The 17,646-nt window shown below is 49.5% G+C and carries 17 protein-coding genes and 1 pseudogene; 9 read left to right on the top strand and 9 right to left on the bottom strand.

What is annotated here, in order from left to right:
* Positions 1-42: 42 nt before the first annotated feature.
* The 5 genes and pseudogenes from JK216_RS00545 to JK216_RS00560 form a co-directional block, all read right to left on the bottom strand.
* Positions 43-1,635: a lipase family protein gene (locus tag JK216_RS00545; protein ID WP_349290150.1), complete on the bottom strand. Its 1,593-nt coding sequence runs from the start codon at positions 1,633-1,635 to the stop codon at positions 43-45.
* Positions 1,583-2,119 (bottom strand): hypothetical protein, encoded by a 537-nt coding sequence (locus tag JK216_RS16975; RefSeq protein WP_249212941.1) that lies wholly within the window; start codon positions 2,117-2,119, stop codon positions 1,583-1,585. The genes JK216_RS00545 and JK216_RS16975 overlap by 53 nt, the downstream gene beginning before the upstream one ends.
* Before the next feature lie 268 nt (positions 2,120-2,387).
* Positions 2,388-3,003, bottom strand: a pseudogene (locus JK216_RS00550) (ISNCY family transposase); the annotation flags it as partial.
* 321 nt (positions 3,004-3,324) lie between these two features.
* Positions 3,325-3,906 (bottom strand): hypothetical protein, encoded by a 582-nt coding sequence (locus JK216_RS00555; RefSeq protein WP_212711687.1) that lies wholly within the window; start codon positions 3,904-3,906, stop codon positions 3,325-3,327.
* Between the two features lie 908 nt (positions 3,907-4,814).
* Positions 4,815-5,369, bottom strand: coding sequence for a DUF1440 domain-containing protein (locus JK216_RS00560; protein ID WP_212707872.1), 555 nt, complete (start codon positions 5,367-5,369; stop codon positions 4,815-4,817).
* Positions 5,370-5,607: 238 nt separating this feature from the next.
* On the opposite strand from JK216_RS00560, the gene JK216_RS00565 reads away from it, so the two are divergent.
* The 4 genes from JK216_RS00565 to hpxO all read left to right on the top strand — a co-directional run bounded on the left by JK216_RS00565 (position 5,608) and on the right by hpxO (position 9,062).
* On the top strand, positions 5,608-5,874 hold the full coding sequence (locus tag JK216_RS00565; RefSeq protein ID WP_212707778.1) for a DksA/TraR family C4-type zinc finger protein: 267 nt from the start codon (positions 5,608-5,610) through the stop codon (positions 5,872-5,874).
* Between the two features lie 413 nt (positions 5,875-6,287).
* Positions 6,288-6,779, top strand: a complete 492-nt coding sequence (locus JK216_RS00570; protein WP_212711686.1) for a M48 family metallopeptidase — start codon at positions 6,288-6,290, stop codon at positions 6,777-6,779.
* Positions 6,780-7,261: 482 nt separating this feature from the next.
* On the top strand, positions 7,262-7,549 hold the full coding sequence (locus JK216_RS00575) for a hypothetical protein (protein ID WP_212711685.1): 288 nt from the start codon (positions 7,262-7,264) through the stop codon (positions 7,547-7,549).
* Positions 7,550-7,904: 355 nt separating this feature from the next.
* Positions 7,905-9,062, top strand: coding sequence for an FAD-dependent urate hydroxylase HpxO (hpxO, locus tag JK216_RS00580; protein ID WP_212707781.1), 1,158 nt, complete (start codon positions 7,905-7,907; stop codon positions 9,060-9,062).
* Positions 9,063-9,131: 69 nt separating this feature from the next.
* Here the strand turns inward: hpxO and guaD are convergent, their stop codons facing one another.
* On the bottom strand, positions 9,132-10,466 hold the full coding sequence (gene guaD / locus JK216_RS00585) for a guanine deaminase (protein ID WP_212711684.1): 1,335 nt from the start codon (positions 10,464-10,466) through the stop codon (positions 9,132-9,134).
* A 372-nt stretch (positions 10,467-10,838) separates the two neighbouring features.
* Here guaD and ydfG point away from each other — a divergent pair, with 372 nt between their 5' ends.
* The 3 genes from ydfG (at position 10,839) to JK216_RS00600 (ending at position 12,405) form a co-directional block, all read left to right on the top strand.
* A complete protein-coding gene (gene ydfG / locus JK216_RS00590; RefSeq protein WP_212707783.1) occupies positions 10,839-11,585 on the top strand; it encodes a bifunctional NADP-dependent 3-hydroxy acid dehydrogenase/3-hydroxypropionate dehydrogenase YdfG in 747 nt (248 codons plus the stop codon).
* Positions 11,586-11,759: 174 nt separating this feature from the next.
* Positions 11,760-12,107: a DUF1283 family protein gene (locus JK216_RS00595; protein ID WP_212707784.1), complete on the top strand. Its 348-nt coding sequence runs from the start codon at positions 11,760-11,762 to the stop codon at positions 12,105-12,107.
* Positions 12,108-12,147: 40 nt separating this feature from the next.
* Positions 12,148-12,405, top strand: coding sequence for a DUF1161 domain-containing protein (locus tag JK216_RS00600; RefSeq protein ID WP_212707785.1), 258 nt, complete (start codon positions 12,148-12,150; stop codon positions 12,403-12,405).
* Positions 12,406-12,455: 50 nt separating this feature from the next.
* Here JK216_RS00600 and bioD read toward each other — a convergent pair whose 3' ends face one another.
* The 3 genes from bioD to JK216_RS00615 form a co-directional block, all read right to left on the bottom strand.
* Positions 12,456-13,145, bottom strand: a complete 690-nt coding sequence (gene bioD / locus JK216_RS00605; RefSeq protein WP_212707786.1) for a dethiobiotin synthase — start codon at positions 13,143-13,145, stop codon at positions 12,456-12,458.
* A gap of 107 nt (positions 13,146-13,252) precedes the next feature.
* Complete coding sequence (locus JK216_RS00610) at positions 13,253-14,479, bottom strand: ROK family transcriptional regulator (RefSeq protein ID WP_212710575.1); 1,227 nt, start codon at positions 14,477-14,479, stop codon at positions 13,253-13,255.
* A gap of 110 nt (positions 14,480-14,589) precedes the next feature.
* The gene (locus JK216_RS00615; protein ID WP_212707788.1) at positions 14,590-15,486 is read right to left on the bottom strand and encodes a LysR family transcriptional regulator; all 897 of its coding nucleotides are present in this window, start codon (positions 15,484-15,486) and stop codon (positions 14,590-14,592) included.
* A gap of 92 nt (positions 15,487-15,578) precedes the next feature.
* Here JK216_RS00615 and JK216_RS00620 point away from each other — a divergent pair, with 92 nt between their 5' ends.
* Both JK216_RS00620 and JK216_RS00625 read left to right on the top strand, forming a co-directional pair.
* Positions 15,579-16,841, top strand: coding sequence for an MFS transporter (locus JK216_RS00620; protein ID WP_212710576.1), 1,263 nt, complete (start codon positions 15,579-15,581; stop codon positions 16,839-16,841).
* A 183-nt stretch (positions 16,842-17,024) separates the two neighbouring features.
* A complete protein-coding gene (locus JK216_RS00625; RefSeq protein WP_212711683.1) occupies positions 17,025-17,585 on the top strand; it encodes a cytochrome b in 561 nt (186 codons plus the stop codon).
* The last annotated feature ends 61 nt before the right edge of the window (positions 17,586-17,646 follow it).

Genomic DNA, 17,646 nt, shown 5'->3' on the forward strand with positions numbered 1-17,646 from the left:
CACCCTGATAGCAACACGAAAGCAGGCAAAAATACGGCGATTTTAGATAGAAAATTCAACTTCTTCCTCCGTTACTGCCGTAAAGCGGAGCAGAGCATTCTTGCCGGTTTCTTCTGCCTGTGTCCGGTACAGCGTAACCGGAAGCATGTTCTGGAGGGCAATGAACTGCCGGTTACGCTCAACCTCATCGGGATTGCTGTAGGCCGCGCTTTTCTCAACTTCCTCCCGGAATTTTTCCCGCATCGCTTTCCTGCTCATATCCCGCGCCGGATCGGCCAGCTCCAGCACCTGATTATGGATATAGGGCAGGTAGCGGTGCGCCATCGAATGGCTGCGCGGATCGGTGCCGAGGCCTTCCAGCATGGGGTTGGTGTTGTTAGGAAAGGTCTTTGCCAAGCTGGCCGGGTTCAGGCACTGGATAAACGCCGCCTGATGCTCGCCGGTTGCTTTCAGACACTTATCGTTCAGGGAGGGCACCAGAAAAAGCTTAACGGCCACAAAATGCCGGGTATATACCTCACCATCAACCAGACTCTTCCTGTTCGAGCTGGTGAGGTTCATCGAACATTGCTGCGCCCGGAAAAAGACGACGGTGTTGCCGTGATGCCAGTACGGGTCTTTTTTCAGCCGTATCCCCGTTTTTAACTCCATGTCTTTCTGCCAGAGAGAGACCGGCAGACCGGCAAACGACGTCGCCAGCCAGTTAAAGCCCAGCTTGTCGCCCAGCGGTCCCAGGGTCTGATAGAACAGATTATCCATATCTGTTTCCAGCGGCACCTGTGGCACGGTGTCGTTATCATTGACGTGGCGGTAGTGGGTGATGCTGTCCAGAAACGGCATCGCCGCGCGGGTAAACGTCCGTGGCATCCCGTAGGTGTACAGCACAGGCCGATAATTTTTCATCTCGGCGGCATATAACAGTGCCAGAGAACCACCCAGACTGTGACCACAGATAAACAGTTTTTTCGCTCCACCACCTTCATCAAGAGACTTATTTATCGCCTGAAATATAGGCTCAAACTTCCGTTTAGCCAGCTCATAGGCTTCCAGAAAACCACCATGAATATTACCCGCACCGGCAAGCTCGGGCAGGCACCTCTTCGGCCCGAATGAGGCATCCGTCAGGACATTCAGAAGGCTGTCCGTTCCGCACCAGGCAACCAGCACATGAGTACCGCACTCAGCCGTAAAAAATCGGCTATCACCTTCCGATGGCTCACTGTCCTTTGTATTCAGATATACAGGTGCCAGATAACGATCGCGGAACGGCACGTCCACCGACAGCGTGTGAAAATAAGACGGAAACTCGGCAAACTGTGGGATGCAGGACAGGTCCAGACATTTCTGCCGGAAGAAGTAATCGACTGTTTTATTCTCTTTTTCGGCTGAATAGGCAAGGTCGGCCATGATGCCGAGGTTCAGCCCGTTGGCGAGGTCATAATCATTCGTATCATGCAGATCCAGCACCCACGCCCGGAACGGGAAAATCTCGATAACGTGCCGTTTCTCCAGTGCCTCCCGCGCTATCTCCGTGCCTTTCAGTGACCGTCCCGGTGGAAAATGAAACTTCGGTGGCGCCGGATCAGTCCAGCCCTCGATCTCCGGCAGCCGGTCGCACAGCTCCCCAATGGTCACATAGTGATGTGATGTACCCGGCAGCCTCGGCTTTTTCCTGCACGTCTGAGCGCCATTTGGGATCGCGGGTTTCCGGCCGGAACATGTTGTTGCTCACCGGCTGGCTGTTCGGGTTGCGCCGCAGCCCCAGCGGGCGCTGCTCCATCTCGTCGGCCAGCGGCTGGGCGTCTGTCTTCACGTCAACCGCTATCCAGTACAGGTCGTCGAAGCGCACCACGCCCTGAGCGTCGGTAATGCCAGCCGGAGGATTGGGCGGCGGTGTGGGGTTGTAGTCGTGATTACCATATTTTTTCCACATAGCGACCTCCTTTGCAGAGGCCAGTGGGTGGTATTCCAGCTGCACATTCAGCCCGGTAACCGGATTGTTGTTCTCATCCACGAATTGAAGCTCAAGCCAGTATTTATGCGGCTCACCACGACAGTAAACAACCTTACTTTTAGGCCTGATGCTGGTAATACAGGTGTTGTCGCCAATAATTTCCATGCTGATTCCCTGCACATTTTTATCTATAAATAGCGTTCCATCGTAACCAGGCGATATTTTATCGTCATTGTTTCACATTACGTAAATAGCTTCACGAATCATTTCTATGTCTGGTGGTGCGATAAGGTTCTGACGTTTATTAGAGTAGATTTCATTTTGAATAAATGTAAGGTACTCCTCACTTTAACTGCCTTTCCTAAATTTTTTCTGTCCTTCAAAATCTATATCCATTCTATATATTAACCATTGAAATGTTCGTATCAGAACATCATTTCTGGTTGCGTTCACCAAAAATTTCCCCAGATCTTGTCTGAAGTTTTACAAGTGCATTGAACATATCGTCCTGAGCCAAAGAACACTGAGATTTCTTCGTCGTAGGGCCTTTGCGCCTGCGTGAAGGGCCGTCACCGGATGGCACTGATTGTGACCGGTTATTATCCCGTTCGGCCTGCACCAGTTGCGCGGCCAAGACGTTTATTGTCCACAATGGCACCCTGATCGATTTCAGACAGTTTGTCATAAGTGGAGTAGGGAAGTGATACGCCATTAAGACGGAGCTCTTTATGTCCGTCAGGGTAATGCCAAACATCAATATATTTACCAATCGCCCGACGACTGAATTCACTGTCTTCAATGAGATAAAGCACTTTGTCGTACTGCACCGTGAGTGATTTCGACACACCGGGGGCTTCACGCCAAGTAAACACCATATCGAGATCATCATCGACATCCAGTTTCCGATGAACATCGAGCGCCTGGCGAGGTGCTTTTGAGAAACGTCGGTTGTAATCGTTCATAAACTCTTCGGCAAATGCGTTTGCAGCTTCCATGGTGCTGATGCCCTGAAGCCTGAGTTCCTTGACCAGTCTGTCCTGAAGGATGAGTTCACCGACACAGGCACGACGGTAACGAGGCTGCTGAATTTTTGGCGCACGTTGATTACGTGGGACCCATCATCCAAAGTGAAAAACTCCGCTGCGAGAGCCGCCATGGTAATCCTTACTTGATTATACACGCCGGACATCTTAACTTTGCCATAAGCGGACATTACAGCTTTGCTGTTACACACCACGGTTCGCATAATGTGTTGAACATGTTAAATGGCTGGCCATTTAGCCTTAACTGCTTTAAGTGCAGGCAAGTTTAACACTGACAGGCAGCATTAAACAGAAGTGGTAGTAAGATACTTCATAATTTTCATTACATTAGCTAATCTCCACTGCATTTTGTTCAGGATTTCTTTCACTCCAGCGCTGCTTCAACCAGTTCAGATACTTCAGACAAAAGACTTCATTTCCTTCTGTGACATAGCATTTACGCTGTATTTTCTTTGTCAGCGGGTAGTAAACCACAGCACCATAAGGCGAACTGAAGACAAAAACTTTCACATTACCGTGCCGGATAACTTCGAACAGAACGGCATTTTTACGAAAGAATCTCAGTGTATCGAGTAGTATCAGGTCTTTTTCTTCCATAATTTTACGGTAAATCTGTTTTGGAATTTTCATTGCAGCACTCCTTGCTCTGGACTCTCTGGCATTATCTGATGCTGAGATGAAGCAGACAGTATCCGGTGAGTAATGACGGCGATGCAGATAATCCTTATCCAGCTCGTAATCTCCCGGATTTTCCAGCCAGCGTTTGTAGCCGGGAATAGCAGGGAGGTCAGAACAAAATGTCTGGAAGTTATGCCAGCTATTACAAACCCTGACATCATTGTAACCCTTAAAGTAACGCCGACCATTTTTGAGTGTATAGCACCGTGCCAGCATGTTATGCCACAGCATAAATGTACGGTTTCGCTGACAGGTTCCGATATGTGAGCCGTAGGCTTCTTTTATTGTTTGTTATCCGGTTTTATCAGAATTCAGCACAGCAATCAGATCTAAGGCCGCAAGACATTTCAACTATTATGCGTACCGTTACCTTAGTTCGCATAATGTATATTATGTTAAATAATGGAACTTCGTCGTTAAGCTGATAACCACCTCTCTTTCAGAACACTCATTGCAGATAAGTCTGAGCTCACGTTAAGAGTGATCCCCTTACTGATAAGATAACTCCGGCCACTATTGATGGAATTGTCAGGTGTCACCCGCGGACTGTTGTATTGCTGTCAGGCTTGTCGGGACGAGATTCCCGGTATATGGCTGCAGCAGTAAACCACGCGAATAGCCCTTATCAATCCATAGTGACTGCATCAGAATAATGACTCCAGAGAAACGCTAAACTCGTCGCCGGTTTGTTGATTAGCATACCGGAGGGCTTGTTGATCATTCCTGTCAGGGACCGTTATGCGGGGATGAAATTACCCCCCCCCCGAGCAACATATGCTGCTGACGGACAATCTGTTCTGCATAGTTCACTGTTATCTTTCCGTGAAACTCCGGATTTCGGGCCTATTGTCCGCCGGTGTACAAAATACCGGCAAATTTAAGGCGTCGCTCTGTAAAAAAACAGGTACTGGTACCCTGCGAAATTTACAGAATTAACACAGCGACGCCATTTTTACTGCGGTATAAATAACCTTTGGGACACAGAGACTTGATGCAAATACCGGCCAGGCGGAACAGACAGCGGATTGCTGAGCCGTTCCCCTGTAAAAACCGAGCCTCCCTGCTCTTCTCTGATTGTTACACCATAGGATAATTGAAAAAACGGTTACCGCGATTGCGGCCACCTCAGTCGGCCAGCTTTACAGGCCTTTTACCCAGTTACCTTTTAATGGCCGTGATAAACAAGCCAGTACGGCAATCAGACAAATTTCAATCGATACCGCCCAGTAAATATGGCCAAGAATTTCACTCCATAACTCATAACCGTTAAGGTTCCATAACCAGCCGATCACTCCCTGATCATAAACCGGTTTCCGGAAGCCCAGTGCCGGGATGAGAAAACCGTGCATCACAATAGTGATGACAATTCCGAATAAAGCGCCGAACCACAGTCGGATGCGTGGCATATAAGCCGACAGAAAGACGTAGACAAATGCAAATACAAAACTAAACAACCAGTGATACAGCGTTATTGCCCCGGGAACCGTCACCCCCTGGTAAACATAGTCCAGAGAATGCGAGTTTACCCCCAGCCATCCCAGCCACGCATCAATATTCGCCCCCGGCGGTGAAATTTCACCCGGAACTCTGGGCGGCATATTGACTTCCGAGCCCCATTTCACCAGAGAGCTCATAAATCCGCCAATCAGTGTTGTCCGGAATACCACTTGCCGGTTTACCTTATGCAGCCACATATCACCACCAGCTTCTTCCCACATAACGCCTCCTGCAGACCTGTTTTTTGTGTAATTCCCACTGATTAGTATAGTCGGTGACCGGCGCTCTGCAGCGGATCCCGGTGTTTAACCCTACGTTATTCCGGACCGTAAAGCAGCAAAGCGGCTCCGTATTACCATCAGTCCCGTAGCGTGATTTTTGTACTGACGAATATAACGGCTTATACTGTTTACAGGCCCTGATGGAGGAAAAAAGATGGCTGGCGGATGGTCTGACGATGGCGCAGTAAATAAACAAATTGATGCAACCGTTGAAGATGCGGTCGCCAGAGCCAGAGATCATCTCGGACACGGAGAGAGCGCCTGGTTTTGTGAACAATGCGGAGAACCAATCCCTGACGCCCGGCGGAAAGCGCTTGCCGGCGTACGCTATTGTGTCAGTTGCCAGAGCAAAATGGACAAACAAGATGAAATACACAGCGGGTACAATCGCCGGGGTAGTAAAGACAGTCAACTTCGCTAGTTATCTGGCTTTAATATTCTCCGGGTTATGGTAAAGCAAATATAAAAAGTGACGTTGTCACTTATTTGTGCAGGTTGTGCCGTCAGATCAGAGGGTGCTTCCCTGCCCTCATCGGGTATTTCGGGCCGATAAAATACCGGTCTGCATATTGTTATATACCTCCTGTTTTATATATACCACCAGAGCACTGCTCAAAAACGTCAGCCTGAACCCCGTTTTCCGTATGCGGTGAATCTGTGGCGGATTCACCGCATAAGTTCCGGATTATCACCGTGATGCTGGCCATTTTTACAGCAAAAATTATCCCGTTTCTGTCTCGCTTCGCCCGGAGGGTGAAAAGCCATAACCCGTTATTTTTATTACCTGTGTCGCTAATGTTATGATACAGCCCTGTTATCTTACATCGCTCTCTTATGACACAGTTACGATATCTTAATGGTTATCCCCCTGCGATTATCAGTCAGGTTCAAACACTCGCCGATCAGGGACTGCTGGGTGACTGGCTGAAGGCTAAATACGCTGTAGCGCCGCATTCGGTACAAAGTGATAAATCCCTCTATCAGTTTGTTGCTGAGTACAAACAACGCTACCTGAAAAATGCGCCTGCACTATCCAAAGTATATTATGACAATAAACAAAACCCGGTGACCGGTACCCTCGGCACCAATACTTTTGTTTCCCGCGTACAGGGCAGTAAACTAAAGTCAAATAACGAAATCAGGATTGCGACTCTGTTTCGTGAAGGTCCGGAAGACTTCCTGAGAATGATCGTCGTCCATGAACTGGCGCACCTTAAAGAGAAACAACATAACAAATCGTTTTATCAGTTATGCTGCCATATGGAACCCGATTACCACCAGCTGGAGTTTGATATGAGATTATGGCTGAACTGGCGAGATCTCTGACAATACCTTCCGGCACACAGAAAAAACCAGCCCGGCCAGCGCAAAAGGATCTCCGGAGGATCCTTTTGATACTGCTAATCGCGATACCCTGCCAGTTGCTATACGGACAGCTTTACCTTTAATAACATCGGCTATATTTTCATAATAAACTACCCGCCGTGTTATATTTCACAGAGTGAGATAAATGTAATTATAATGTAAGCTATATGTACACATCAAATAACCAGTATTCTCCTGTGTCATAACCTGTCTGATATCCATATTTTAAAAAATTAATTTCCATTAAAATCAGAAATACAAAAAATAATTAAACCGTAAAAACATGCATGAATTTAAATATCCTTCAGTAACACAAATCCGACCAGTAAGTTAACTATTCATGAGTGTATATCGTCTATTTATCACAGTGACCAATGTTATTTTAATTAATTTTAAATATATTAACTTCAGGGTTAGTGATAAACAAATTACAGGAGGTTGTAATGAAAAAATATAAACTTTCCGTTGTTTTTTTATTGTTGATGTCATCCATGTTTTATTCCCATGCCGGGATGATAAGATTTAACGGAAATATATACCAGTCGCCCTGTTCCCAGACTTTCACTGATGGCTCGGTAATATTCCGTTGTCAGCAGGGGCAGCTTAAAACCCGCCAGAAGACAGCCCTTTCCGTTCGCGATGATGCTCTGCCGATGGACCTTGGCACCCGAAAACTGACCTGGATTAATCCGCAGCATTCACTCGGCGTCATGGTTATCAGTTACCGATAGAATATAAAATTCAGAGTGGCCGTATAGCGTTTATTATTAAAAAAATAAAAACCCGTCCACCGGGAGTTATATTGCTGTGCATTAAAGGAGTTATTCTATATGCCGAAAAAAAATACTGTTACTCACTTGCGGATTTATTCTGTTGCTGACACAGCCGAATTCACGTAATGATTCATAACGGTGCATTCCCCTGGCTTATTGTTCTGAAATGCACACTGACAGCGCAGGGTACAGCTTTCCGTCAACAGTCATTCTTGCTAACTGCCGGTATTAATGCGTTCTGATGCTCACTGGCTGTGCCTTTGCAACTGGTACAAAAGTTGCAAAGTTCTGCCGTCTGGAAAAAGGAGAACATATGAAAGCATTGATCATCGGGGCGGGAATCGGCGGGATGAGTGCCGCACTGGCTTTACGTGCTTGCGGTTATCAGACTGAAGTATTTGAGTCCGTTAAGCAGATAAAACCGGTCGGTGCAGCAATATCCATCTGGCCCAACGGGGTTAAATGCCTTAATGCCCTCGGGTTGCGAGAAGAAATTAAAGCACTGGCCGGTAATATGGCATGGATGGCATATCATGATTTCGCCACCGGCAACGTACTGACCCGTTTCAGCTTATCGCCACTGGTCGAACGCGTCGGGGAATACCCCAGCCCCGTCGCCAGGGCCGAGTTACAGCAAATGCTGATAAACCATTACGCGGCTGAGGATATCCGGTTTGGTAAACGGGCTATCCGGGTGGAACAACATTCTGACGGAGTGCGGGTAAGCTTCGATGATGGCAGTCAGGCACGCGGGGATTTTCTGATTGCTGCTGATGGTACCCATTCAGTGATACGGGATTATGTGCGGGGCAAACCAACCGAACGCCGCTATGCCGGTTATGTGAACTGGAACGGTCTGGTGACTATTGATAAATCTGTGGCACCCGACGATCAATGGACCACTTTTGTCGGAGAGGGTAAACGAGTCTCTCTGATGCCAGTCGGCGGCAACCGTTTTTACTTTTTCTTTGATGTGCCGTTAGCCAAAGGGCTGGCCGAAGACCGTAGCAGTCTGAAACAGGATCTGCGACGCTATTTTTCCGGCTGGGCTGAACCCGTCCGTAAACTGATTGAACTTATCGACCCACAAACGACCAATCGGGTAGAAATTCATGATATTGAGCCTTTTATGGAGTTTGTAAAAGGACGGGTGGCACTGCTCGGCGATGCGGCACACAGCACCACACCGGATATTGGTCAGGGGGGATGTACAGCCATGGAAGATGCCATAGTACTGGCGTCTACCCTGTCATCCCATTCTCTGGGTATTGAGGATGCACTGCTCCGCTACCAGAATCGTCGCAATGAACGGGCAAAAGATCTGATACTGAAAGCCCGTAAACGCTGCGATCTGACTCATGCCAGAGATCCTCAACTGACCGCTGACTGGTACCTTGAACTGCGTTCAGAAACAGGTGAACGGGTACTTGAAGGAATGTGCCAGACTATCGAAGGCGGTCCGCTGGGCTGAGCGCACTGCGCATCTGTCGGTATCCGGTCTCAATACCGGCAGATGCGGTCTATTCTGTCAGGCCCTTGTTCAGGGGATGGCCAGCGCTTCGGTTGTCCCTTGTTGCCAGACACACTGACCATTCACCCAGGTCTGAGCAATATTACGTTCATCACCAAGGGTCATCAGAACAAACAGCTGCTCGATGATATCTTTACTATTACGCTGCCGCAGTGCCTGTAAAGGTGTTGCGGCCATGTCAATAACAATAAAGTCAGCGTCATTACCCGCATTAAAATTACCCGTCTGATGATGTAAATCCAGTGCGTGGGCTCCGCCCAGGGTGGCATGATAAAAGGCTTCACAGGCATTAAGCCGGTTATTTTGCAGTTGCTGCACTTTATAGGCATCCCCCAGGGTACGCAGCAGACTAAAGCTGGTCCCTGCACCTACGTCCGTCCCCATACCGACCGGAATATGCTGCGCCCGGGCCCGGTCCAACGGAAAGAGCCCACTGCCAAGAAAAAGATTTGATGTCGGACAAAATGCGATCGCGGATCCGGTTTGTTGCAGACAATCCCATTCTTTATCCTGCAAATGAATACAGTGTGCAAATACACTGCGTTTCCCCGTCAGACCAAAATGGTGATATACACCGAGGTAACTGTCTTGCTGCGGAAACAACTCCCGTACCCATTCAACTTCACGCAGATTTTCACTCAGATGGGTCTGCATCCAGACATCCGGATACTGATTACGTAGTGCACCTGCCTGTTGCAGTAATTCTGCAGAAGAAGTGGGCGCAAAACGCGGGGTTATCGCGTATCCCAGCCGGCTTTTACCATGCCAGCGTTCGATCAACGCCCTGCTCTGTTCCGCACTCTGCTCCGGTGTTTCCAGTAATGACTGCGGGGCATGACGATCCATCATGACCTTACCGGCAATTAACCGCATAGCGTATTTTTCTGCTTCACTAAACAGAGCATCGACAGACTGTGGATGGACCGATGCAAATACCAGAGCGGTGGTGGTTCCGTTACTGAACAGTTGGCGAATAAAAAAAGCCGCCATTTTTGCGGCGTATTCAGGATCACCGTATTTACTTTCGACCGGAAAAGTATATTGCTCTAACCATTCAAGTAACTGTTCTCCGCAGGCGGCGATCATTTCTGTCTGCGGATAATGAATATGCGTATCAATAAAACCCGGCATAATCAGCTGACCACGAAAGTCATTGAATATGCAGTTTTCCGGTAAGACGGTAGTTTCCTGCCAGGGCGTTAAAGAGATAATTTTCCCGCCCTCCGTCAGCAGCAACCCGTCAGGCAGATAGCGAAATTGTTGCATCATCTGCTCAGGGTCAGCGACTGTCCCGGCGAAGTCGACAAATGCGGCACGAATGGCCTGTAACCCCGTGTGTGACATATTCCGGCCTCCTCAGCCATTTACCCCGGCATTCGTTTTGCCGGAGTTTCATATACAAACGGTTGGATTAGCAAAACTTGCAAAAGGTGTGCCAATGACCCGCTGGCGATAAAACCATGATAGAGCACCCTGCTATACCATATGCTGCCGCAGGGAGAAACGACACCACGAACACTTCCCCTTGCTGATAGCTGACCCGCTGATTGCTGTATATCCGTCAGTCACAACAGGCAGAGAGGGTCATTATCATGTTGCATCCGTTATGCCTCTCCGGTAATTACTTCTGAAGTATTAATAAGTAGGCATCCCCGCAACATCAATGCTATGTTGTCATACCTCTGAAAATCCACCGCTGAAAGGTAAGGTCTTGATATGATTATTCTGGTAACAGGTGCAACCGCAGGTTTTGGTGAGACTATCACCCGCCGTTTTATTGATGCCGGCCATAAAGTTATTGCTACCGGCCGCCGTACAGAGCGCCTGCAACAGCTAAAAGATAAGTTTGGTGAAAGTGTTCTGCCGCTGCAGCTGGATGTCCGTGACCGTGCAGCGATTGATCAGGCCATCAGTCAGCTTCCTGCAGAATGGCAGGATATCGATATCCTGGTCAATAATGCCGGGCTGGCATTAGGCCTTGAACCTGCCCAGCAGGCCAACGCTGATGACTGGGAAACAATGATCGATACCAATGCTAAAGGTCTGGTGATGGTAACCCGTGCCGTTCTGCCTGGCATGGTGGCCCGTAACAAAGGTCATATTATTAATATCGGTTCCACTGCCGGCAACTGGCCTTATCAGGGAGGTAATGTCTATGGCGCAACAAAAGCATTTGTCCGCCAGTTCAGCCTGAATCTGCGTACAGATTTACAGGGCACTGCTGTACGGGTCACCAATATCGAACCCGGTCTGGTCGGCGGCACCGAATTCTCTAACGTACGTTTTAAAGGTGACGAGGGTAAAGCCAGTTCAGTCTATGACGGTACTCAGGCCCTGACACCGGATGATGTGACAGAAGCGGTGTTCTGGGTGTCATCCCTGCCAGCCCATGTGAATATTAATACTCTGGAAATGATGCCCGTCAGCCAGACTTACGGCGGCCTTAAAGTCACCAAACAATAACCACCAGCCTGCCGGACCGGAGAATATGCTGCCGGCCGGCTAAAAGATTAACCCTTCCTAAACCAGTTACCGATAACCGGCAAAAGTAGCCGAAAATCCGTCAGCAATGTTATACTTTTGTCCGGCAGCAACGGTAATGCTGTGCTGTCCGGTAACCGATAAAAGGAACTCAATATGAAAGTGAACTCAACAATATTGCCGGTGATCCTTAGCAGTATCCTGCTTGGCGGCGGACTGTTCGGTGCTGCAGTGGCGAGTCAGGCGGCAACACAGCATGTTGTTATCGACAGTGGCGATAATGCATTGACCAAAGAACAGGCCCGTCAAAGCCAGCAGCAATGGGATGAGACCCGTAACCTGCGTAACAGGATTAATCAGCGGGCTGATAAAGAGTTCAGTAAGATTGATAAGGCTTACGATACCCGGGATAAATGCGAACAAAGTGCAAACCTGAACGCATACTGGGAGCCAAAAACCTTACGCTGTCTTGACCGCCGCACCGGGCGTCCGGTAACGCCTTGATCCCCGAAGCGGGCCGTTCATTTTATTAAAGGTACTTCCTATGAAAAAATCCGTACTGTTGTCCAGCGCGTTGTTAATTGTTTTTCCCCTGTTCGCACAGGCATCCTGCGAATCTGTGAAAGCAGATATCAGTAAGAAAATTATTGCTAACGGTGTGCCTGAGTCCGGATTCAGCCTTGATATCGTACCGAGTGATCAGGCCGATCAGCAAGGCGGACTGGTGGTAGGTCATTGCCAGAATGATACTCAGAAAATTGTCTACAAACGTCTGAGTGATGGCAGCACCCCGTCATCCTGATACTGACGCAGCAAAAACAACGGCAGGCATACCTGCCGTTGTTTTTATTCTCAACAGGATCCGGCAGACAGGCCCGGTTCACCGCTTAACGAAAGGTCGAGGTAACCGGTAAGATCGCGCTGCTCAGGACGAGGTAAATACGGTATTTCCCCGAGTAACGGGGCTCCTATCTGTTTTTTCAGCACGTCAATAATACTGGCGTATCCGGCCAGTCCCGGGTTGATACGGTTCGCAACCCAGCCACATAAGGGTAACCCGTCACTGAGAATAGCTTCTGCGGTCAGCAGTGCGTGATTAATACACCCCAGCTTGATCCCGGCCACCATGATTACCGGCAACTGCTCACTGATCACCCAGTCTGAAAGAGGTTGTTCATTATTCATCAGACAGTTCCAGCCTCCGGTTCCTTCAATCACCAGTTGTTCAGCCTGATGACTAAGGGTTTCCAGACCATCACTCAGTCTCTTATAATCCACCCGGCAACCGGGGCTGGTACTGATTTCATCGCCCTGCAGGGCGAAAGGGTTAATGCACTGATAAGGCAGTTGCAATGATGATGCCTGCTGCAATAACAGTGCATCATTATTACGCATCCCTTCATCGGTCAGCCGTGAATTTTTGGCTACCGGCTTATACCCGATACAACTCACCCCCTGCTTAGCAGCAGACTGTAACAATGCCAGAGATACGACTGTTTTACCCACGGCCGTATCCGTGCCTGTAATAAACACTTTTTTCACGTATGCTCCCTGGTTTCGCAGTAGGGTTCAGAAGTTTTGAAAATACAGGATGCATTCTAAGTGACTGACTGATGGTATGAATTGCGTTAACGCAAGTTTAGTGACGCTTACCCCGCGAAAAGCTTTACTAACAATTCTCCGCGGTATAACGCATCTTTGACCAGCGCGGTACAGGCCAGGGTCCCCGGCCTGACTAATGCGGCTTGCCGGATACTCACCTGCCGGCTATAGGCCGGTAAAGCAGCCTTTTCAATGCGGCTTTTAATGGCAGGAAACAGTATTTCTGCTGCAGTGTTAAGCGGCGAATCAATCAGTATTTGTTGGGGATTAAAAATATTCACCATCATCGCCAGACTGTAGCCAATAACATGCCCCGCTCTGGTAATAATCCCGCTGGCCAGGGTATCACCGCAGAGCGCAGCAATGCATAGCTCGCGGATATCCGTAATCGCGGACGGGGACTGGTGCAGCAGGCTGTCGGGATACTCAGCTATCTGCTGTCTGGCCTGTTCCAGCAAACTCTCAGTGCTGGCCAGGGTATTCAGACAACCGCTATTGCCACAGTCACATAAGCTGCCATCAGGGTCGATACAGGTATGACCAATATCAACCCGTGAACAACGGTTCTGATGCAGCAATTCCCCGCCGGTGATCACTGCAGCCTCTGTCTGTTGATCGGAAACCACCAGTATGACATCGCGACAGTCCGTAGCAGCACCAAAGTAATGCTCAGCCAGTACCCTGGCTGAAATAACATTCTGCACATAAACATTCAGGCCGGTTCGCTGGTGCAGCATGGCAGATAACGGAATATCCGGCTGCTGACAGTCAGACCGGTTAGGGATCACCCCGCTATTGCTGTTTACCATCCCGGGTAAGGTGACGGCTAATGCTGCCAGCTGTGACGGTAATAGCGGATAGCAGCAGAGAAAGTCCTCTGCGGCTGCGGCCAGTACGCCGGCCAGTGATGTCTCCGAACCCGCAGGCAGTGGCTGTACTCTTTCGGTTATTTTACCTCCCCCGAGATCGCGCAGAGTTATCCGCAGACAGTGATCAGAAAGGTGCATCGCCAGAAATCGCCAGCGCTGAGAGCAGAGTTCCAGTCCGGTGGCAGGGCGTCCGCGGTTGCCGGGTTCGGTGATTTCACATTCACGGATCAAATCTGCCTGCAACATTTCGCGGATAATTTTAGTGATACTGGCAGGGGCCAGTTTTGTTCGTTTAGCAAGTTCAATACGTGACAAAGGGCCATACTGGTCAATCAGCCGGTAGACAGTACCGGCATTTATTTGCCTGATATGGTCAATATGTCCTGGCTGATTGTCTGTCAACACTGCCTCCCTTATCTATTTATTCGCAGATCGAAATAAATTAATTATGGGGGGTTAGCGCCGCGCCGTACGTCAGAGAATAATTTAATGTGACTGGCTTCACACAAGATTTTTCACAAACCGTTAACCGGTGACATCAGGTCGAGCATATGCTGCAGGGTTGCGGTTGTTTGTCGCTGGGCAGACCAGACCATCCATACTTCGGTACGGGCATCAGCCTCGCTGAGTTCCAGCCACACCACTTCACTGAGTTTCGCGCGGCGAAAAGAGGCAGGCAGAATAGAAACCCCCAGCCCGGTGGCTACTAACCCGAGGATTGCTACCGCATCTTCAACCTCAAGGGTAATATTCGGCGTTATCTGGTTTCTCAGTAACAGACCGAGTATCTCACTGTAAAGTGCCGTACCGCCCTGATGATCGAAGAAAACAAAAGGCTCATCACGCAATTGCCGAATCGACACCTGCCGTTGTCCGGCCAGCCGGTGGTCCTTATGCACTACCGCATACATGGATTCTTTCTGCAGTAAACGATATTGCAGATCATCAGGCAGAGCCGTATTTCTCATAATCGCCAGGTCAATACGCCCTTCCTGTAACGGAAGCAGTAACTGGCGGCTGTTCATTTCCTGCATATGCAGGTGCACATCAGGATATGTCAGACGATAACGGTATACCGCCTCGGATATTTTTTTTATCAGCGGCGCCGATGACGTAAAACCAAGCCGTAGTTCTCCGCTGTCACCGTAATGCAGGCGTGATGCCCGCTCACTGGCCTGCGCCACCTGAGCCAGTATCGCCCTTGCATCACTGAGAAACTGTTTTCCGGCCGGGGTCAGTTCGACACGGCGATTGTTTCTGGCGAATAACCTTGCATCTATCGCTTCCTCCAGCTGGCGAATTTGCTGGCTCAGAGGAGGCTGGGAGATATTAAGTCTTGTTGCTGCCCGCCCGAAATGCAGTTCTTCTGCCACCGCAATAAAGTAACGTAAGTGCCTCAGCTCGATATTCATATGTTAATTATCTTATTTGAGATTATTAATATATTAGACAACTTATTAACCTTTTCCTAGAGTTAGCGCACACCAATCACTGAGGAATGTTCATGAACAGCACGTCCCGGGCGACAACTCTTCCGCTGGCGGAAGAAGAGAGTCCTGCCCAACGCCGGAGTAAATCACCCTTTATTACCCGCGGCACCCCTTCTTTTATTCAGGTCACTATTGCTCTTTTTTCTGCCGGCCTTGCCACCTTTGCTCAGCTCTATTGCGTACAGCCCGTATTACCGGTGCTTTCCCATCAGTTTAATATCTCCCCCGCAATGAGCTCGGTCTCCCTGTCAATCTCCACCGCCTGTATGGCATTCGGCCTGTTAATTACCGGCGCTATTTCTGATGCCATTGGCCGGAAATCAATGATGGTTGGTGCATTGCTGCTTGCAGCCTGCTGTACCCTGGCGTCCGGCATGATGTCCGACTGGACCGGGATCCTGATTATGCGGGCCTTAATTGGCTTGTCTCTCAGCGGGGTTGCGGCTGTGGCAATGACCTATCTGAGCGAAGAAATTCACCCCGGCGTACTGGCTTTTACGATGGGGTTATATATCAGTGGTAATTCTATCGGCGGGATGAGCGGACGTTTACTGACCGGCGTGATCACCGATTTCTTTAACTGGCGAGTGGCTATTCTCAGTATTGGTTGCTGCGCGCTGGCTGCCGCATTTATGTTCTGGAAAATTTTACCGGAATCACGCCATTTCAGGCCGGTACGTCTGCGGCCTAAAGCATTGCTGATTAACTTCCGCCTGCATTTCCGCGATAAAGGCTTGCCCCTGCTGTTTATTATCGGCTTCCTGGTGATGGGGGCTTTCGTCACTCTGTTTAACTATATTGGTTATCGGCTGCTGCACGCACCGTACTCCATGAGTCAGGCAACCGTCGGGTTAATTTCGGTGGTTTACCTCGCCGGTTCATGGAGTTCTCCGAAAGCCGGTGCGATGAGCGTCCGGTTTGGCCGCGGCCCGGTATTTTTGTTTTCCGTCAGTCTGATGCTGGCCGGGGTGCTTGTCTCCCTGTTCTCCTCGGTCTGGCTGATCCTGCCGGGACTGCTGATGTTTACCGGCGGATTCTTTGCCGCCCACTCGATTGCCAGCAGCTGGATTGGGGTGCGGGCCCGGCGGGCCAAAGGCCAGGCGTCATCAATGTATCTGTTCTGCTATTACCTTGGTTCCAGTGTGGCCGGGACTTCCGGGGGGATTTTCTGGCGCCATTTTGGCTGGACAGGCGTTGTCGGGTTTATCTCGGTGCTGCTGATACTGGCATTATGCGTCGGTTATAAACTGATGAACCGCCTGCAACCTGCCCGCTAATTGCTTTTTACCGGTATCCGTGTGCGGATACCGGTACGCCTGCTGCTGTCACCTTACCTCCGATTGTATATATTCGTAAGAATATTTTAGCCTGATTGTAATAGTCTCTATACTTGCCACAACAGTCTCTGCCGGTAACAACCATCACTCGATGACCCGCGCCGATCCGTCACGGAGAACACCATGCCAGATTGTACATATACAACCTATCACCGCTGGCAGATCCGTCTGCACTGGCTGACATTAGTGCTGCTGATTATTGTTTACGGGACTATTGAACTGCGCGGGCTGGCAGTACGTGGTTCCTGGCAAGGTAAGATGGTGATAATGACCCATTTCAGTTGCGGTGTTCTGGTCTTTGCGGTGATTTGTCTGCGGCTGTTACTGCGCTTGCGCTATCCGGCCCCTCCGCCACTGTCACTGGCAAGACAATGGCAGCACCGTCTATCTTCTGCGGTACATCAGTTGTTATATCTGTTATTCCTGTCATTACCGGTGATGGGAGTCGCGTCGCGCTATCTGCGTGGCCAGCCGTGGCCGTTGTTTGGCATACTGATGCCGGTCACCACCCGCCCTGACCCCGGCCTCAGTCGTCAAATCATCCGCTGGCATGAAACCCTGGCAGATGCGGGCTACTGGCTGATTGGGTTACATGCGCTGGCCGCCATTATCCATCATTTTTTACTGCGGGATAACACTCTGCGCAGGATGCTGCCATCACGCAGAGTTCCGCCGCACCCATAAACATCTGCATTCTGTTTATCAGACTAATTAAAGGTTTAATCCTGTGTTCAAATTCGTCACA

This window comes from Tatumella sp. JGM94, from assembly GCF_018257595.1.
In the GTDB taxonomy this organism is placed as follows: domain Bacteria; phylum Pseudomonadota; class Gammaproteobacteria; order Enterobacterales; family Enterobacteriaceae; genus Tatumella; species Tatumella punctata.

What these genes read in the sequence shown, in the direction of transcription:
- JK216_RS00595 (WP_212707784.1), top strand. Translation starts at nt 11,760, where the DNA reads ATGAAAGTGAACTCAACAATATTGCCGGTGATCCTTAGCAGTATCCTG.
- ydfG (WP_212707783.1), top strand. Translation starts at nt 10,839, where the DNA reads ATGATTATTCTGGTAACAGGTGCAACCGCAGGTTTTGGTGAGACTATC.
- JK216_RS00575 (WP_212711685.1), top strand. Translation starts at nt 7,262, where the DNA reads ATGAAAAAATATAAACTTTCCGTTGTTTTTTTATTGTTGATGTCATCC.
- guaD (WP_212711684.1), bottom strand. Translation starts at nt 10,466, where the DNA reads ATGTCACACACGGGGTTACAGGCCATTCGTGCCGCATTTGTCGACTTC.
- JK216_RS00615 (WP_212707788.1), bottom strand. Translation starts at nt 15,486, where the DNA reads ATGAATATCGAGCTGAGGCACTTACGTTACTTTATTGCGGTGGCAGAA.
- JK216_RS00565 (WP_212707778.1), top strand. Translation starts at nt 5,608, where the DNA reads ATGGCTGGCGGATGGTCTGACGATGGCGCAGTAAATAAACAAATTGAT.
- hpxO (WP_212707781.1), top strand. Translation starts at nt 7,905, where the DNA reads ATGAAAGCATTGATCATCGGGGCGGGAATCGGCGGGATGAGTGCCGCA.
- JK216_RS00560 (WP_212707872.1), bottom strand. Translation starts at nt 5,369, where the DNA reads ATGTGGCTGCATAAGGTAAACCGGCAAGTGGTATTCCGGACAACACTG.
- JK216_RS00570 (WP_212711686.1), top strand. Translation starts at nt 6,288, where the DNA reads ATGACACAGTTACGATATCTTAATGGTTATCCCCCTGCGATTATCAGT.
- JK216_RS00600 (WP_212707785.1), top strand. Translation starts at nt 12,148, where the DNA reads ATGAAAAAATCCGTACTGTTGTCCAGCGCGTTGTTAATTGTTTTTCCC.
- JK216_RS00620 (WP_212710576.1), top strand. Translation starts at nt 15,579, where the DNA reads ATGAACAGCACGTCCCGGGCGACAACTCTTCCGCTGGCGGAAGAAGAG.
- JK216_RS00625 (WP_212711683.1), top strand. Translation starts at nt 17,025, where the DNA reads ATGCCAGATTGTACATATACAACCTATCACCGCTGGCAGATCCGTCTG.
- JK216_RS16975 (WP_249212941.1), bottom strand. Translation starts at nt 2,119, where the DNA reads ATGGAAATTATTGGCGACAACACCTGTATTACCAGCATCAGGCCTAAA.
- JK216_RS00555 (WP_212711687.1), bottom strand. Translation starts at nt 3,906, where the DNA reads ATGCTGTGGCATAACATGCTGGCACGGTGCTATACACTCAAAAATGGT.